Annotated in this window: 16 protein-coding genes; 15 read left to right on the top strand and 1 reads right to left on the bottom strand. The window is 49.3% G+C overall.

Annotated elements, in window-relative coordinates; translation table 11 throughout:
• The 8 genes from sdaAA (at position 1) to rnc (ending at position 7,358) form a co-directional block, all read left to right on the top strand.
• Entirely contained in the window at positions 1 to 897 is an 897-nt protein-coding gene (gene sdaAA / locus D3D03_RS06670) for an L-serine ammonia-lyase, iron-sulfur-dependent, subunit alpha (protein WP_026832601.1), read from the top strand.
• On the top strand, positions 881 to 2,911 hold the full coding sequence (gene recG, locus D3D03_RS06665; RefSeq protein ID WP_119923196.1) for an ATP-dependent DNA helicase RecG: 2,031 nt from the start codon (positions 881 to 883) through the stop codon (positions 2,909 to 2,911). Before sdaAA ends, recG begins: the two co-directional genes overlap by 17 nt.
• An 85-nt stretch (positions 2,912 to 2,996) precedes the next feature.
• A complete protein-coding gene (gene fapR / locus D3D03_RS06660; RefSeq protein ID WP_026832603.1) occupies positions 2,997 to 3,566 on the top strand; it encodes a transcription factor FapR in 570 nt (189 codons plus the stop codon).
• Positions 3,563 to 4,558: a phosphate acyltransferase PlsX gene (plsX, locus tag D3D03_RS06655; protein ID WP_119923195.1), complete on the top strand. Its 996-nt coding sequence runs from the start codon at positions 3,563 to 3,565 to the stop codon at positions 4,556 to 4,558. The genes fapR and plsX overlap by 4 nt, the downstream gene beginning before the upstream one ends.
• 13 nt (positions 4,559 to 4,571) lie before the next feature.
• Entirely contained in the window at positions 4,572 to 5,492 is a 921-nt protein-coding gene (gene fabD / locus D3D03_RS06650; protein WP_028106008.1) for an ACP S-malonyltransferase, read from the top strand.
• Positions 5,489 to 6,220, top strand: a complete 732-nt coding sequence (gene fabG / locus D3D03_RS06645) for a 3-oxoacyl-[acyl-carrier-protein] reductase (RefSeq protein WP_026832606.1) — start codon at positions 5,489 to 5,491, stop codon at positions 6,218 to 6,220. The genes fabD and fabG overlap by 4 nt, the downstream gene beginning before the upstream one ends.
• A gap of 69 nt (positions 6,221 to 6,289) precedes the next feature.
• On the top strand, positions 6,290 to 6,529 hold the full coding sequence (acpP, locus tag D3D03_RS06640) for an acyl carrier protein (RefSeq protein ID WP_012370777.1): 240 nt from the start codon (positions 6,290 to 6,292) through the stop codon (positions 6,527 to 6,529).
• Between the two features lie 58 nt (positions 6,530 to 6,587).
• Positions 6,588 to 7,358: a ribonuclease III gene (gene rnc / locus D3D03_RS06635; RefSeq protein ID WP_051523909.1), complete on the top strand. Its 771-nt coding sequence runs from the start codon at positions 6,588 to 6,590 to the stop codon at positions 7,356 to 7,358.
• 50 nt (positions 7,359 to 7,408) lie between these two features.
• On the opposite strand, the gene D3D03_RS06630 is transcribed toward rnc, so the two are convergent.
• A complete protein-coding gene (locus tag D3D03_RS06630) occupies positions 7,409 to 7,609 on the bottom strand; it encodes a DUF1128 family protein (protein WP_026832608.1) in 201 nt (66 codons plus the stop codon).
• 124 nt (positions 7,610 to 7,733) lie between these two features.
• On the opposite strand from D3D03_RS06630, the gene smc reads away from it, so the two are divergent.
• The 7 genes from smc (at position 7,734) to trmD (ending at position 15,782) form a co-directional block, all read left to right on the top strand.
• Positions 7,734 to 11,303 (top strand): chromosome segregation protein SMC, encoded by a 3,570-nt coding sequence (gene smc, locus D3D03_RS06625; RefSeq protein ID WP_119923194.1) that lies wholly within the window; start codon positions 7,734 to 7,736, stop codon positions 11,301 to 11,303.
• Positions 11,300 to 12,304, top strand: coding sequence for a signal recognition particle-docking protein FtsY (ftsY, locus tag D3D03_RS06620; RefSeq protein WP_026832609.1), 1,005 nt, complete (start codon positions 11,300 to 11,302; stop codon positions 12,302 to 12,304). The genes smc and ftsY overlap by 4 nt, the downstream gene beginning before the upstream one ends.
• Before the next feature lie 101 nt (positions 12,305 to 12,405).
• Positions 12,406 to 12,726: a putative DNA-binding protein gene (locus tag D3D03_RS06615; protein ID WP_026832610.1), complete on the top strand. Its 321-nt coding sequence runs from the start codon at positions 12,406 to 12,408 to the stop codon at positions 12,724 to 12,726.
• 11 nt (positions 12,727 to 12,737) lie between these two features.
• The gene (gene ffh / locus D3D03_RS06610; RefSeq protein ID WP_026832611.1) at positions 12,738 to 14,090 is read left to right on the top strand and encodes a signal recognition particle protein; all 1,353 of its coding nucleotides are present in this window, start codon (positions 12,738 to 12,740) and stop codon (positions 14,088 to 14,090) included.
• A 94-nt stretch (positions 14,091 to 14,184) separates the two neighbouring features.
• Positions 14,185 to 14,460, top strand: a complete 276-nt coding sequence (gene rpsP, locus D3D03_RS06605) for a 30S ribosomal protein S16 (RefSeq protein ID WP_012370770.1) — start codon at positions 14,185 to 14,187, stop codon at positions 14,458 to 14,460.
• Positions 14,461 to 14,547: 87 nt separating this feature from the next.
• Positions 14,548 to 15,057, top strand: coding sequence for a ribosome maturation factor RimM (gene rimM, locus D3D03_RS06600; RefSeq protein WP_028106009.1), 510 nt, complete (start codon positions 14,548 to 14,550; stop codon positions 15,055 to 15,057).
• The gene (gene trmD / locus D3D03_RS06595; RefSeq protein ID WP_119923193.1) at positions 15,054 to 15,782 is read left to right on the top strand and encodes a tRNA (guanosine(37)-N1)-methyltransferase TrmD; all 729 of its coding nucleotides are present in this window, start codon (positions 15,054 to 15,056) and stop codon (positions 15,780 to 15,782) included. The genes rimM and trmD overlap by 4 nt, the downstream gene beginning before the upstream one ends.
• Positions 15,783 to 15,873 lie beyond the last annotated feature (91 nt).

Here is a 15,873-nt window from a genome sequence, read left to right as displayed (position 1 = left end):
ATGTTTAAATCCGTAAAAGAGCTCGTCGCTTTAGCGACTGAAAAAAATGTACCGATTTCAGAAATCATGATTGAACAAGAAATGACGGTTCGTCATCTGGAACGGGATGAAGTATACGCGATGATGGAACGAAACCTGGAAGTGATGGAAGCGGCAGTTGAGCGTTCCCTCGCAGGGGACGGAGTGGAATCCGTCACCGGTTTGACAGGCGGTGATGCGGTCTTGTTGCAACGTTATCGTGCCAGTGGAAATGGGTTGTCCGGTGATTTGCTTCTTGATGCCGTCAGTAAAGCAATCGGAACAAATGAAGTCAACGCAGCAATGGGTAAAATTTGTGCGACACCGACGGCAGGGAGTGCCGGGGTCGTTCCGGGCACATTATTTGCTGTAAAAGATCGTTTGAATCCGACACGGGAGCAGATGTTGCGGTTTTTGTTTACGTCAGGTGCCTTTGGATTCGTCGTCGCTAACAATGCGTCGATTTCCGGTGCTGCGGGCGGATGTCAGGCAGAAGTCGGTTCGGCAACGGCAATGGCTGCTGCTGCAATCGTTGAGATGGCAGGTGGGACACCGGATCAGTCCGCACATGCCTTTGCCATCGCCCTGAAAAACATGCTCGGACTGGTCTGTGACCCTGTCGCTGGACTCGTGGAAGTTCCGTGTGTAAAACGGAATGCGATGGGCGGGGCAAACGCGCTGGTCGCTGCTGATATGGCCCTTGCAGGAATTACGTCACGGATTCCATGTGACGAAGTGATTGGAGCGATGTATGAGATCGGACAGATGATGCCGTCCGCCTTACGGGAGACGGCCAAAGGTGGTCTCGCCAATACACCGACAGGACGCTGGCTTGAATCCAAAATCTTTGGGGAACTATCGAATGAATCCATCAAATAAGGTGACAGCATTAAAAGGTGTCGGGCGTGACTTAGCCCGGAAACTCGAAGAAATGGATATCTTGACGATCGCGGACGTGCTCGAGCACGTCCCCTTTCGTTATGACGATTTTGTGACCGGTAGTTTAACGGAAGCGATTCACGAGGACAAAGTCAAATTCACCGGTCAAGTGCAATCAGAAGCCTTGGTCCGCTATTACGGAAAAGGAAAAAACCGGTTGACGTTCCGTTTGCTTGTCGAAGAGCGGTACAGTGTCACCGTGACGATGTTTAATCGCGCCTTTTATAAAGAACAGTTGAAGTTGGGGGAAGAAGTGACGGTCAGCGGCAAATGGGATTTACACCGAATGACGATTTCCGCGATGGAACTCCAATTCGGAGCGATCGAAGGTGAACTGACACCGGTTTATTCGCTAAAAGGAGACATGCGGATGAAAACGTTCCGACGTGTCGTCGAACTGGCTTTCGCCGAAAGTGAGCCGCTTGACGAACGGATTCCGGAGCCGATTCGCAAGACATACCGTCTACTGGATCGGATGACGATGTTGAGACGTTTACATTTCCCGACGACCCGTCAAGACCTGACGACGGCCCGGCGCAGTTATGTCTATGAAGAATGTCTGTATTTTCAATTGAAGTTACAGACGTTACGCCTTGGAAAACGTAAAGGGCAAGGGGTTGCTTTACCGCTGTTTCAGCAGGAGACGGAGCAATTCATCCAAAACCTGCCCTTCCCTTTGACCGGCGCGCAACAGCGTGTGACGGAGGAAATCTTAAATGATATGCACCGTGCGGAACGAATGAACCGACTCCTTCAAGGAGATGTCGGAAGCGGAAAAACGGTCGTTGCGGCGATTGCTTTATACGCCACAGTGCGTGCGGGCAAACAAGGCGCTTTAATGGTTCCGACTGAAATTTTAGCAGAGCAACATGCGTCATCGCTTGCCCCGTTGCTTGAGCCGCTTGGAATCAAGGTCGGCTTATTGACGAGTTCTGTCAAAGGGAAAAATCGGGTTCTCTTGCTCGAAGCCCTGCGGCAAGGAGAAATTGATGTGTTGGTCGGGACCCATGCTTTGATTCAAGATACCGTTGTTTTTAAAGAGCTTCATCTTGTCATCACCGATGAACAGCATCGGTTCGGTGTCGAACAACGGAAACGTCTTCGTGCAAAAGCGGAACAGGCGGACGTCCTTTACATGACGGCAACGCCGATTCCGCGGACGTTAGCGATTTCCGTGTTTGGAGATATGGATGTCTCAATCATTGACGAGATGCCAGCAGGCAGAAAAGAGATTGAAACTTACTGGGCAAAACCGGAACAGATTGATCGTGTATTTGGTTTTGTCGAAAAAGAGTTGCTGCTGGGTCATCAAGCCTACATCATCACGCCACTGATTGAGGAATCTGAATCACTGGATGTGCAAAATGCGATTGAACTGCATCTGCTTTTGACGGAACGTTTTTCGACACATCAAGTCGGTCTGATGCACGGACGACTCAGTTCGTCTGAAAAAGATGAAGTCATGCAGGCATTTAAGGACAATCAAGTTCAAATTCTTGTTTCGACGACTGTCGTCGAAGTCGGGGTCAACGTCCCGAACGCATCCATCATCGTCATCTATGACGCGGAACGGTTTGGTCTGGCCCAGTTACACCAGTTACGTGGTCGGGTCGGTCGTGGCGCCGCACAATCATTTTGTATCTTAATTGCGGATCCGTCTTCTGATACCGGAAAAGAGCGGATCAAAACGATGACGGAAACGAATGACGGCTTTAAATTAGCGGAAAAAGATTTGCAGTTACGCGGGGCCGGAAACTTTTTCGGGACCGAACAAAGCGGGTTGCCCCGTTTCATCTTGACGGATCCGGCCCTCGATATCCAGGTGATGGAAACAGCACGCAATGATGCCGTCCGTTTGCTGCGTTCGGATGCGTTTTGGCATCAGGAAGACTATGGTGTCTTACGACAGTACATCGAACAGCAAGGATTGCTGGATGGAGAAAGAATCGAATAATACTTGAAAGTGAACAACAAGGGATATATACTACTATTAGTACCAGGTGATAATAGTAGTCATCCTTCTTGTGGGAGGAACGTACATGCGGGTACCTAAGAAAGAACGACAATCAGAACTACAGCATACAATTGAACAAAATCCGTTCATCACGGATGAGGCGTTAGCCACTCATTTTAACGTCAGCATCCAGACGATTCGTTTGGACCGGATGGAGATGAAGATTCCGGAACTGCGTGAACGGATCAAACACGTGGCGACGGAACGACTGGATGATGTGCGTACGTTGACTGAAAATGAAGTCATTGGTGATATGATTGACCTGAAACTTGATACATCAGCGATTTCCATCTTGGAAATCTTACCGGAACATGCCTTTAGTCGAAATGCCATCGCGCGGGGACATATCCTGTTTGCGCAAGCCAATTCATTAGCGATCGCCTTGATCGATGACGAACTGGCCTTGACGACAAAAGCAAACGTTCAGTTCACGCGCTCCGTCCATGTCGGTGAACGTGTCGTGGCGAAAGCCTTCGTCAGTTCACACCGGCAAGACGGTCGTTCCGACATCAACGTCGAAAGTTTTGTTGGGGATGAATGTGTGTTCATCGGTGAATTCACGGTGTATCGAAGCAGTAAGGAGGAATCGAGATGATTTTAGCAGTAGACGCAATGGGCGGTGATCATGCGCCACGCGCCATCGTAGAAGGGGTCGTTCAGTTTTTAGCGGAACGTCCGACAGAGGACATTGAAATCCGTTTAGTGGGCGATGAGTTAAAATTAAGTTCATACGACATCAAGGACCCACGGGTGACGATCATCCATGCGGCGTCCGTCATCACCGGAGAAGACGAACCGGTCCGTGCGATCCGTCGCAAGAAAGATAGTTCACTCGTCGTGGCTGCAAACCTGGTGAAATCAAAAGAAGCAGATGCTTTGATTTCAGCAGGCAACACGGGTGCTCTCATGACTGCCGGATTGTTTGTGATCGGTCGGATCGAAGGGGTGGACCGTCCGGCGCTGGCCCCGACTTTCCCGACACGAAACGGAAAAGGTGTCGTCATCTTAGATGTCGGCGCCAATCCGGATGCAAAAGCAGAACATCTGCTGGATTATGCCATCATGGGATCTGTCTACGCAGAACAAGTAAGGGGCATCAAACGGCCGAAAGTCGCGTTGCTGAATATCGGTTCAGAAGCCGGTAAAGGGAACGCACTGACGAAAGAGACCTATCCCCTTCTTGAGACAGCTCCGATTCATTTTGTTGGGAACGTCGAGGCGAGAGAAGCGATGAGTGGAGAAGTGGATGTCATCGTGACGGAAGGCTTTGCTGGAAATACTCTTTTGAAGAGTACGGAAGGTGCGGCCAGCATGATCATGGGTGTGATGAAGGAACAGTTCATGAGTTCGCTCAGTTCAAAAATTGCCGCATTTATTTTAAAACCGAAACTCAAAAAAATGAAACAACTGCTTGCCTACGAGGAATATGGCGGAGCCGGACTGTTTGGAATTGCTGCTCCAGTCATCAAAGCACACGGCTCAAGCAATGCCTATGCCTTCAGTCGTGCGCTGGCACAGGCACAACTGATGGTTGACCAACAAGTCGTCGCCAAAATGATCGAGGCGAAGGCAACAAAAGAAATCTAAAGGAGTGAGACGGATGGGTAAAACAGTTTGGATGTTTCCTGGTCAAGGCTCACAAATGCCGGGCATGGGTCAAACACTCGTCCAACACGACGAGACGCGCCAAGCATTGATGGATCTTGGCACACGGATCGGACTTGATTTGACAGAGTTGTTGACGACCGGAACAAAAGAGGACTTAAAAGCAACGGATCTCGCACAACCTGCCATCGTGGCACACAGTACACTCCTTGCGAACCGTTACGCCGCGCTTGGTCATCAACCGGATTTTGTACTTGGACACAGTGTCGGAGAGTACAGCGCACTTGTTGCGGCATCGGTGTTGACACCAAGTGAAGCCGTGTATCTCGTTCGGGAACGCGGCAAGCTGATGAACCAAGTCACGGGCGGGACGATGGCGGCTGTCATCGGTCTCGATGATGTCGAAGCTGCTCATCACGCCGTCGAATCCATTGCGGCGACAGGGGAGATCGTACAGATTGCGAACTATAACTGTCCCGGACAATTCGTGATTTCAGGACAAGTGGCAGCGGTCGAATCCGCGACGGCGAAGTTAAAGGAACTGGGCGCAAAACGTGTCCTGCCGCTGGATGTATCCGGTGCGTTCCATTCATCGTTGATGACACCGTTTGCGCCGCGATTTGAAGATGTACTGGTTTCGTCGCCGTTCCAAGCGGCAAAAACAAAGTTCATTTCGAACGTCGACAGCGACTTCCATGACCAACCGGACGAACTGATTCGTTTGTTGGTTCAGCAACTGTATTCACCGGTCCGTTTTGAGGCCTGCGTCGAAAAGCTGATTGCAGAAGGTGCTGATACGTTCATCGAATTCGGACCGTCTTCACCACTCAGCGGCCTCGTCAAGCGTATTAAAAAAGATGTCAAGATCGTCAGTATTACGACACTTGAACAATTGGAAGCGGAGGCGATTCGTTGAATAAGGTAGCACTCGTCACCGGCGCTTCGCGAGGAATCGGAGCGGCCATCGCCAAACGTCTTGCGACGGATGGGTTCCGAATCGTCGTGAACTATGCTGGAAATACAGCAAAAGCGGAAGAAGTCGTAGCGGCCATTACGGCTGCCGGCGGTGAAGCGATTGCTGTCCAAGCGGATGTCGCAGATGCCGAGCAGGTCAAGGCACTCCTGAAGACGACGCTTGATACGTATGGACAATTGGATTGTGTCGTCAACAATGCCGGGATTACGCGGGATGGATTATTGATGCGGATGAAGGAAGCTGATTTTGATGCCGTTCTGAACACGAATCTAAAAGGCGCGTTTCTCGTGACGCAAGCTGCGACACGACCACTTTTAAAGTCGAGTGGACGCATCATTAACATCGCATCAGTCGTCGGCATCACCGGTAATCCCGGTCAAGCCAACTATGTGGCGGCGAAGGCCGGTCTGATCGGATTTACGAAGTCAGTGGCACGTGAGCTGGCAAGTAAAGGGGTTACGGCCAACGCCATTTGCCCGGGTTTCATTGAAACCGATATGACGGATGAATTGACAGAGACACAACGCAACCAAACCCTTGACCAAATTCCGTTAAAACGATTTGGTCAGACGGAAGACATCGCGTCTTTGGTCAGCTTCATCGCTTCAGACAATGCCCGTTACATCACCGGTCAAACGCTTGCCGTTGATGGCGGCATGACAATGTAATTAAACAGTGGTACTACTTTGCCAAATCGGCAATCATCTTATATACTCAACTCATGGAGGGATTTTCAAATGACAAAAGAACAAATCTTAGTAGACGTGCAAGAAGCAATCGCAGAAAAATTAGGTAAAGAACAAAGTGAAATCACACTCGATAAATCGTTTAAAGACGATCTCGGTGCAGACTCGCTTGAAGTTATGGAACTCGTTATGGATCTCGAAGATAAATTCGAAATCACAATCGAAGATGACCAAGCAGAGAACTTGAAGACAGTTGGCGATGTTGTTAGCTACATCGAAACACAAGTCTAAAACATGAAGCTGGACCCACCGCGTATTTGCGGTGGGATTTAGCTGTTTAGGAGGCATTATGACGAATCAAAAGGGACGTCGTGTCCGAAAAGGACCCTATGTAAAACGACGCAAAGACTCACGGGCTTTGGCGCAGATCGAACAAAAATTCGAACAGCTTCAAGAACGGTTGCAGATTCACTTCTCGAATGTAGAACTCTTAAAACAAGCGTTTACACACTCTTCGTTCGTCAATGAACAACGGGAATCCGAGGGCGATAATGAACGTCTTGAATTTCTGGGAGATGCAGTCTTAGAACTGACTGTGTCGCGCTATCTGTTTCAACACTATCCGGAACGTTCCGAGGGGGAATTAACCAAGCTGCGTGCGGCCATCGTGTGTGAGCCGTCACTCGTCCAGTTTGCAAATCATTATCAGTTTTCTGAAATGATTTTACTTGGTAAAGGGGAAGAACTGACAGGGGGAAGAAATCGTCCGGCGTTACTGGCGGATGTGTTTGAAGCCTTTATCGGTGCTTTGTACCTCGACCAAGGGATCGAAGCAGCAGAACGATTCCTCGCCGAAGCGGTTTTTCCGAAAGTGGCATCCGGTTTTTTCGAAGAGCAGACAGACTTTAAAAGTCAGCTCCAAGAAGCAATCCAACGTGTTGGTCTTGGATTGATTGAATATGAAATCATCGAGGAACGTGGTCCGGCGCACAGCCGTGAATTCATCTCGCGTGTCCATGTCTCGGACAAATTAGAAGGAATTGGGACGGGACGGTCGAAAAAAGAAGCGGAACAGCAGGCGGCTAAACAGGCGTTGCTTGTACTCAAAAATAGTTTCTGACACACAAAAAGGCACCCATTGTAAAATGGTGTGCCTTTTTGTGACGTGTGTTAAACGGTCTTCAGTGATTTCAATTCATCGACAATCGCGTCAACTTCCGCGAGTGACAAAGAATCACGCATCATGACGAAGTCATAGATCTCTTTTAAGTCATCATTTTTTGTTCCGTCGAACTGGTCCGCCTTGATGACGCCTTTGTTGATAATGTTCAATTTATCCAAAATCGCTTCAATCATTTGTTCAATCGTCATGTGTAAATTCTCCTCTTCATCTCTTTATGCCTAACATTACCATAAAAGCTACCATTTTGTAGACCTTTCGGCTATGGTAAACTAAAAGAAAATCAAAAGAAATTTAAACATATGGGTGGTCAAGATGTACTTAAAACGAATTGAAATCAATGGCTTCAAATCATTTGCCAGTCGGACAGAGCTCGATTTCCTCCCGGGAGTCACTGCTGTCGTCGGACCGAATGGAAGCGGGAAGTCAAATATATCGGATGCAGTCCGCTGGGTGCTCGGTGAGCAATCAGCTAAATCATTACGTGGTGCGAAGATGGAAGATGTCATCTTTGCCGGAAGTATATCGGAACATCGGAAACAATTTGCGGAAGTCACACTCGTTCTCGACAATGAGTCGGGCACGGTTGCCTTACCGTATCAAGAAATCAATGTGACGCGACGTGTCACCCGCAATGGGGACAGCGATTATTTCTTAAATAAAAAACCGTGTCGATTGAAAGATGTCCTCGATTTATTCATGGACACCGGTTTGTCGCGGGACGCGTTTGCCATCATCGGTCAAGGGCGTGTCGAACAAGTCATTTCCGGAAAACCAGAAGAACGCCGTTCCGTGATCGAGGAGGCGGCGGGTGTCTTGAAATACCGTCATCGTAAAAAACAAGCCGAACGAAAATTGACGGATACGGAAACGAATCTGTCGCGGGTTGACGATATCTTGTTTGAACTCGGAGGGCGGATTGAACCTTTGCGCGAACAAGCGGCGCTGGCAAAAGAGTTTTTGCTCGCGCGTGAACGGTATGATTTTCTTGAACGCGGTATCATCGCGACGGAAATTCAGCAGTACACGTCGCAACTGACGGAGGTTACCGCTGAAATCGAAGCGTGCCAAGCACAGTTGTTGGCGGAACAAGAACGTTTTCAAACAACCGTCACGACACGGGAAGCACAAGAGACGAAATTAGAAGCAACACGACGACTCGAGACAGAACTGCAAGAACGGTTGCGTCACGTCTCGACTAAACTCGTTGAAATTGAAGGATCGTTGAATCTGGCAAAAGAACGAGAAAAACACGGGACGGAAATGAAGCAACGTCTCGAGCAAGAAGTGGCAGTAGCGGAACAACGTGTGCTGGACATCGAACAAGAGGAACAGGCACTGGTGCTAAGGCAGCAGGAGACGAATCAACGTTATCTCGAGACCGTCCAGCAACGGGAAGCAGCCGATGCGGCGTTATCCTACTCGGACCGGGACTTTGAAAAAGAGGCAGAACAGTTGCGTTCCGAAGCCTTTGAAGTGGCCAGCCGTCTTGCGGCGACGACGAATGCGTATCACCGGGCGAAACAAGATCTCTTACACGCGGAAGAACAACAACAGCGTTTTTCAGAAAACGTCGGATCGAAACAAACGGCGCGTTCCACTTATGAAGCAGAAACGCTGCGGTTAGAGGAACAGGTCGAACAGTTGCGGACCCGTTTAGAGACACTGCGTCATGAAGAGAACACGCACCAACAGACATATCGTCAGTACCAAGAGACGATTGTCCAAATGAACCAATCGATTCTCGACTTACACCGGCGCCGCGATAAAACGGAAGACCGGATTGAGTTTTTGGAGTCCGTCAAGGCAGATTACAGCGGCTACTTTGGTGCCGTCAAAACGGTGCTGAAGCAACGGGAACGAATTTCCGGCATTCATGGGGCAGTGGCCGAACTGATTACGGTACCCGCCCGCTATGAAGCGGCGATCGAGACCGCTTTAGGTGGAGCGATGCAAAATATCGTCGTCGATACGGATGGGACGGGACGGAAGCTGATCCAAGAGCTTCGTCGCTTAAATGCCGGTCGGGCGACCTTTATGCCGCTCTCATCGATTCAGCGCCGCGAACTGAGCGGATCGGTGCGACAGAACCTGTCAAACATGTCAGGGTATCTTGGAGTGGCGAGTGATCTCGTCACGACGCGGGACGAGTTTACGAAACTAAAAGAAAACTTACTCGGTACGACGCTGGTCGTCGAATCGTTGGAACAAGCGAATGCGATTGCCCGGACAACGGGACACCGGTACCGGATTGTGACGCTAGACGGCGACGTCGTCAACGTCGGCGGTTCAATGACCGGGGGGAGCCGGAAAAAAGGGACACCGCTCTTCAGCCAGTCCCGTGAACTGGAAGAATTGCAGACAGGCTTAAAACAAGGGCAGGCCGTCATCCGTGAACAAGAACGGCGCCGGGATGACATGACGGTCACGCTCAATGAGCTGAAGACTACACTCGAAAAAACCGTACAAGACATCCAAACCGTTCAAGTTGAATTAGAAAGCGTCCGTGAAGCATGGACGGATGCGAAGCGGAGTCTTGCCGTCACGGCGTCCGAACTGTCGGTTCATGACGGTCAATTGAACCGTCTGACAGAACAAGCAACTGAAGCGAAAGCAATCATTAAGACATCGGAGCGAGACATCGAACAGTTGACTGTGCGTCAAACGGAACTCCGCCAAACGATTGATCAACTGAAGGCAGCGCAATCACGTGGTGCGGTCGCGATTGAAGAATTAAAACAACAGCAAGCGGAAGCGTTACTGGAAGAACGGACTGCAAGCATGACACGCGATCAAACCGATCGTGAAGTCGAACGGCTCCGACAGACGCTCACGCATGCAAAACTGGAAAGAAGCCATAAACGACGTGATCTGAAACATATCCTCGAAGGGTTCGATGAAGCGAAGATCGGCGCCTTGCATGCCGAACAAGCACAGATGCAGGATGAGCAAGTATCGGTCGAGCAGGAATTAGCACTCGTCACGAAAGAGATTCAAGAAGCGGCAGAAGGCTTACGTTTGTTGCGGATCCAGGAAGCGAAGCTGAAAGAAGAACAGCAGGGAACGACGCAACGGCTCGATCAAGCCCGTCTGACCCAAGGGCGACTCAGCACACGGCTTGAGACCCGCCAAGAGACACTCGAGGAAATGGGACTGATTGCTGACCTGATTCAACCGTTGACGATTCCGTTTGATGAAGCGAAGGAAGAATTGCATCTGTTGAAACGACAACTGGAGGAAATCGGGATCGTCAACCTCGGGGCAATCGAGGAGTTTGCAGAAGTCGATCAACGGTTTACGTTCCTCTCGACACAACGGGACGATCTCGTCAGCGCGAAAACGGATTTATACGGCATCATCGAAGAGATGGACCGGGAAGTGATTCGTTTGTTTAAACAGACCTATACGGCAGTGCGTGAGCATTTCCGGGAAACATTCCGCGAATTGTTCGGCGGCGGGGAAGCGGATTTGATTTTAGTGGACCCAACCGATCTCCTGACGAGCGGCATCGATATCGTTGCAAAACCGCCGGGTAAAAAGCTACAAAACCTGTCGTTGTTATCCGGCGGGGAACGGGCGTTGACAGCCATCGCCTTGTTGTTTGCCATCTTAAAAACGAGACCGGTTCCATTTTGTGTCCTGGATGAAGTCGAAGCGGCTCTGGACGAAGCCAATGTTGCCCGGTTTGGCGAGTTTGTCCATCAACTGGCGCGCGAGACACAATTCATCATCATCACCCACCGGAAGGGAACGATGGAGTCTGCTGATGTGTTGTACGGTGTCACGATGCAACAAAACGGTATTTCCGAAGTGTTATCCGTTAAACTAGAAGAAGCGAGACGGACTTTAAGTGAAGAAGTAGAATCAAAGGGGATAAAAAAATGAGTTTCTTTAAAAAATTAAAAGATCGTTTAACGACGTCCACACAGGAAGTCACATCGAAATTCACCGAAGGCTTGACGAAAACACGGGACGGATTAGCCAGCGCGGTCAACGATCTCGTTTATCGATTCCGTGAAGTGGATGAGGAATTCTTTGAGGAACTGGAAGAAGTGTTGATCCAAGCGGATGTCGGGGTGACGACGACAATGGATTTAGTTGAAAAACTAAAGGTGGAAGTCAAACGGAGAAACGTTAAAGACACCAAGGAAGTTCGTGATGTCCTCGTCGAGGTCGTCGCCAACATGTTGATCGAAGAGGAAGAGATGGAGCTCGACCTCACGCATGACCTCAATGTCATTCTGTTCGTCGGTGTCAACGGCGTCGGAAAAACGACGACGATCGGTAAACTCGCGAACCGTTTGAAAAATGAAGGGAAGTCGGTCATGCTCGCAGCCGGTGATACGTTCCGTGCCGGGGCAATCGATCAGTTGCAAGTCTGGGGCGAACGTTCCGGTGTACCGGTTATTCGTCAAGGAGAAGGATCCGATCCGGCTGCCGTGATTTACGATGCAGTTCAAGCCGCAAAGGCGCGGAAAGTGGATGTCTTGATTTGTGATACGGCCGGACGTCTACAAAACAAAGTCAATCTCATGAATGAGCTCGAGAAAGTCAAACGCGTCATCGAGCGGGAAATTCCGGGAGCTCCACATGAGGTGTTACTGGCGCTCGATGCGACGACGGGACAAAATGCGATGATTCAGGCCAAAGCGTTTAAACAAGCGACCGACGTCAGCGGAATCGTCTTGACGAAACTCGACGGCACAGCCAAAGGCGGAATCGTTCTTGCGATTAAGAACGAGCTGGATCTGCCGGTGAAATTCGTCGGTCTCGGTGAAAAAATCGACGACCTGCAACCGTTTGATGCGGAACAATTCGTCTATGGTTTGTTCGGAGATGTCTTCGAAGAAAAAGAAACGACGGAAGAAGTCCGAGAAGAGGACTGACCTCGATTTCCTTGTAAAGAAAAAAACTTGACAACACACTGTGAGGGCTGTACTATACTATCTGTAAAGGAATTTCACTTAACAACCGTGGAGGTGCTCGGATGACACTTGATAAAACGAACCGGATGAATTATCTGATTGACTTTTATCAGGAGCTATTGACGCCAAAACAGCGAAATTATATGTCACTTTATTATCTAGATGACTTTTCGTTAGGTGAGATCGCCGATGAGTTTGAAGTCAGCCGACAAGCAGTCTACGACAACATAAAACGTACGGAAGCGATGCTTGAACAATACGAAGAGCGGCTCGCTTTGTTCGCGAAATACGAACAAAGAAAGTTACTCCTTGATCAATTGAAGCAACTTGACCTTCCGAGCGAAGCTCACGTGACCATTGCGGCACTGGAGCAATTAGAGTAGGGGGCATTTTCATGGCATTCGAAGGATTATCGGAACGGCTTCAAGCCAGTCTTGCTAAAATGCGAGGCAAAGGTAAGATTTCTGAAGCGGACGTAAAAGAAATGATGCGTGAGGTTCGCCTTGCGTTATTAGAAGCTGACGTCAACTTCAAAGTCGTCAAACAATTCGTAAATGATGTGAAGGAACGTGCTGTCGGGCAAGATGTCATGACGTCCCTCACACCCGGTCAGCAAGTTGTCAAAATCGTCCATGACGAATTGACAAAACTGATGGGTTCGGAAGTTTCTCCACTGACGTTATCGAACCGTCCACCAACCGTCATCATGATGACCGGTTTACAAGGGGCGGGTAAAACGACGACGACAGGGAAACTGGCCAATCATTTACGAAAGAAACAAAATCGCAGTCCACTGCTTGTTGCAGCGGATATTTACCGACCGGCTGCGATCAAACAGCTCGAGACGTTAGGGAAACAACTCGAACTGCCTGTTTTCTCGATGGGAGATCAGGTCAGTCCACAAGAGATTGTCACTAATGCGCTCGACTATGCAAAAGAGCATCACCACGATATCGTGTTGATCGATACGGCGGGACGCTTGCACATCGATGAGGACCTCATGCAGGAACTGGTCGACGTAAAAGAAATCGCCAAACCAAATGAAATCTTCCTTGTTGTTGATTCGATGACGGGTCAAGATGCGGTCAATGTTGCTGAAAGCTTTAATGAAAAGCTGGGCGTGACAGGGGTCGTCTTGACGAAACTCGACGGCGATACTCGAGGCGGAGCAGCACTCTCCATCAAGGCAGTCACCGGAGCACCGATTAAATTCGTCGGTCTTGGAGAGAAGCTGGACGCAATCGAGCCATTCTACCCTGAGCGGATGGCGTCACGAATTCTCGGCATGGGCGATATGCTGACGCTGATTGAAAAAGCGGAGTCTCAAATGGACGCTACACGCGCCAAAGAGCTCGAAGGCAAAATGCGCGATGCATCGTTCACGTTTGACGATTTCATCGAGCAGTTGCAGCAAGTGAAACAGATGGGTCCTTTGGATGAGTTGTTAGGAATGATTCCGGGTGCCGGTAAAGGAAAGATGAAGGGTTTGAAAAATGCCCAAATCGATGAAAAGCAACTCGTGTATGTCGAAGCGATTATTCAATCGATGACGAAGCGAGAGCGTTCTGAACCGGAAATCCTCAATGCCAGTCGTCGGAAACGGATTGCGCGCGGCAGTGGTCGCAGCATTCAAGAAGTGAACCGATTGATCAAGCAATTTGAAGACATGCGGAAGATGATGAAACAATTCTCCGGCCAAATGGGCAAAGGAAAAAAGAAAGGCGGCTTTGGCCTCCCATTCTTCTAAAAGTCTTTTCACTTTTGCTGGAACGTTGTATACTAGTGAAGTTGTCAATTTGACTAAACGAAAAAAATTATTTATTACTTGGAGGGACTTACGAATGGCAGTTAAAATTCGTCTTAAGCGCATGGGCGCAAACAAATCACCTTTCTACCGTGTGGTAGTAGCAGACTCACGTGCACCACGTGATGGTCGTTTCATCGAGCAAATCGGATACTACAACCCGGTTGCTAAACCAGAAGCAGAAGTAAAACTTAACGAAGAGCTTGCTCTTAAATGGCTCGCTGAAGGTGCTAAACCTTCGGACACAGTTCGTAACCTCTTCTCAAAAGCTGGTATCATGGAGAAATTCCACAACGCGAAACTCGCGAAGTAAGACGATTGGAGGTGAGCGAAAGCTTACCTCCTTTTTCTATGGCGAAATAATGAGAAGTGCTATTTTTTAATTGAGGAAGTGAAACAGATGGAATGGTTGGAAATCGCAAAAATCGCGAATACACACGGTTTAAAAGGAGAGCTGAAACTCCTTGCTAGTACTGATTTTCCGGAAGAACGTTTCAAAGTCGGGAACGAGGTCTATTTGGAGTCGAACGGGACATATACACCGTTTACGATCGGCAGCTACCGCAAGCATAAACAATTCATCATGGTGACGTTCAAGGGAATGCACCACATCAATGATGTCGAGAAGTACAAAGGATTGAAGTTGTATGTGCAGCCGGAAGCGTTGCAGGAGCTTGGCGAACATGAGTATTATTATCATGAAATCATCGGTTGTACGGTCTTTGACGGAGAAGACGAGATCGGTGTCGTGTCTGAGATTCTGGAAACCGGAGCAAACGACGTCTGGACGATCAAACGTCCCGGGAAAAAGGATGTCTTGATTCCTTACATCGAACAAGTCGTCGCGTCGATCGACGTGCAAGAAAAACGGATTCAAATCACACCGTTGCCGGGATTAATCGAAGGATGAACATTACGGTCATGACCTTGTTCCCGGAGATGTTCACGGCACTGAATCACTCGATTGTCGCCCGTGCCCAAGAGGAGAAGCGGATCGAGCTGAACTATGTCAATTTTCGGGATTATTCCACCAATCGTCATGGTCGGGTCGATGATTCCCCTTATGGCGGCGGAGCCGGTATGTTGCTTACGCCACAACCGATTTTTGATGCGGTTGCGGCGCTTCCGGAGGCGAAACGACGAATCATCGTCTTGACGCCGACCGGACGCCGGTTTGACCAACGTCTGGCCGAAGAGTGGTCGCAGGAGACGGAGCTCGTCTTTTTGTGCGGCCATTATGAAGGCTTTGATCAACGGATTCATGATGAGCTCGTGACGGACGAAGTGTCGCTCGGTGACTTTGTCCTGACGGGCGGGGAACTTGCGGCGATGACGATGATTGACGCCACCGTACGCCTGTTGCCGGATGTCCTTGGAAAGTCAGCCAGTCATGAGGATGACTCTTTTTCAACCGGATTGTTGGAATACCCTCATTACACCCGTCCGGCAAATTTCAGAGGACTGACGGTTCCGGATGTCTTATTATCCGGCAACCATGCCCGCATTGAAACATGGCGACGTCAGCAGGCATTGAAGCGAACGCTCGAGCGGCGACCCGATTTACTTGACCAAGTAACCTTGTCAGATGCCGATCGTCACTATTTACAGTCAATTTCAGGATTGTCAAACGACTGAATCTGTGATAAGTTAAAACATGTGGCAAAAGCCACCTATTAACGATGTTCCGCTGTTGGATGCCAAGGGCAAATGAAGATATGAACATTGG

The sequence above is a fragment of the Exiguobacterium sp. RIT452 genome (assembly GCF_003598705.1).
GTDB classification, from domain to species: Bacteria; Bacillota; Bacilli; order Exiguobacteriales; family Exiguobacteriaceae; genus Exiguobacterium_A; species Exiguobacterium_A undae.
Note: the sequence above shows the minus strand (reverse complement) of the source record. Positions and strands in the feature narration are given on the sequence as shown.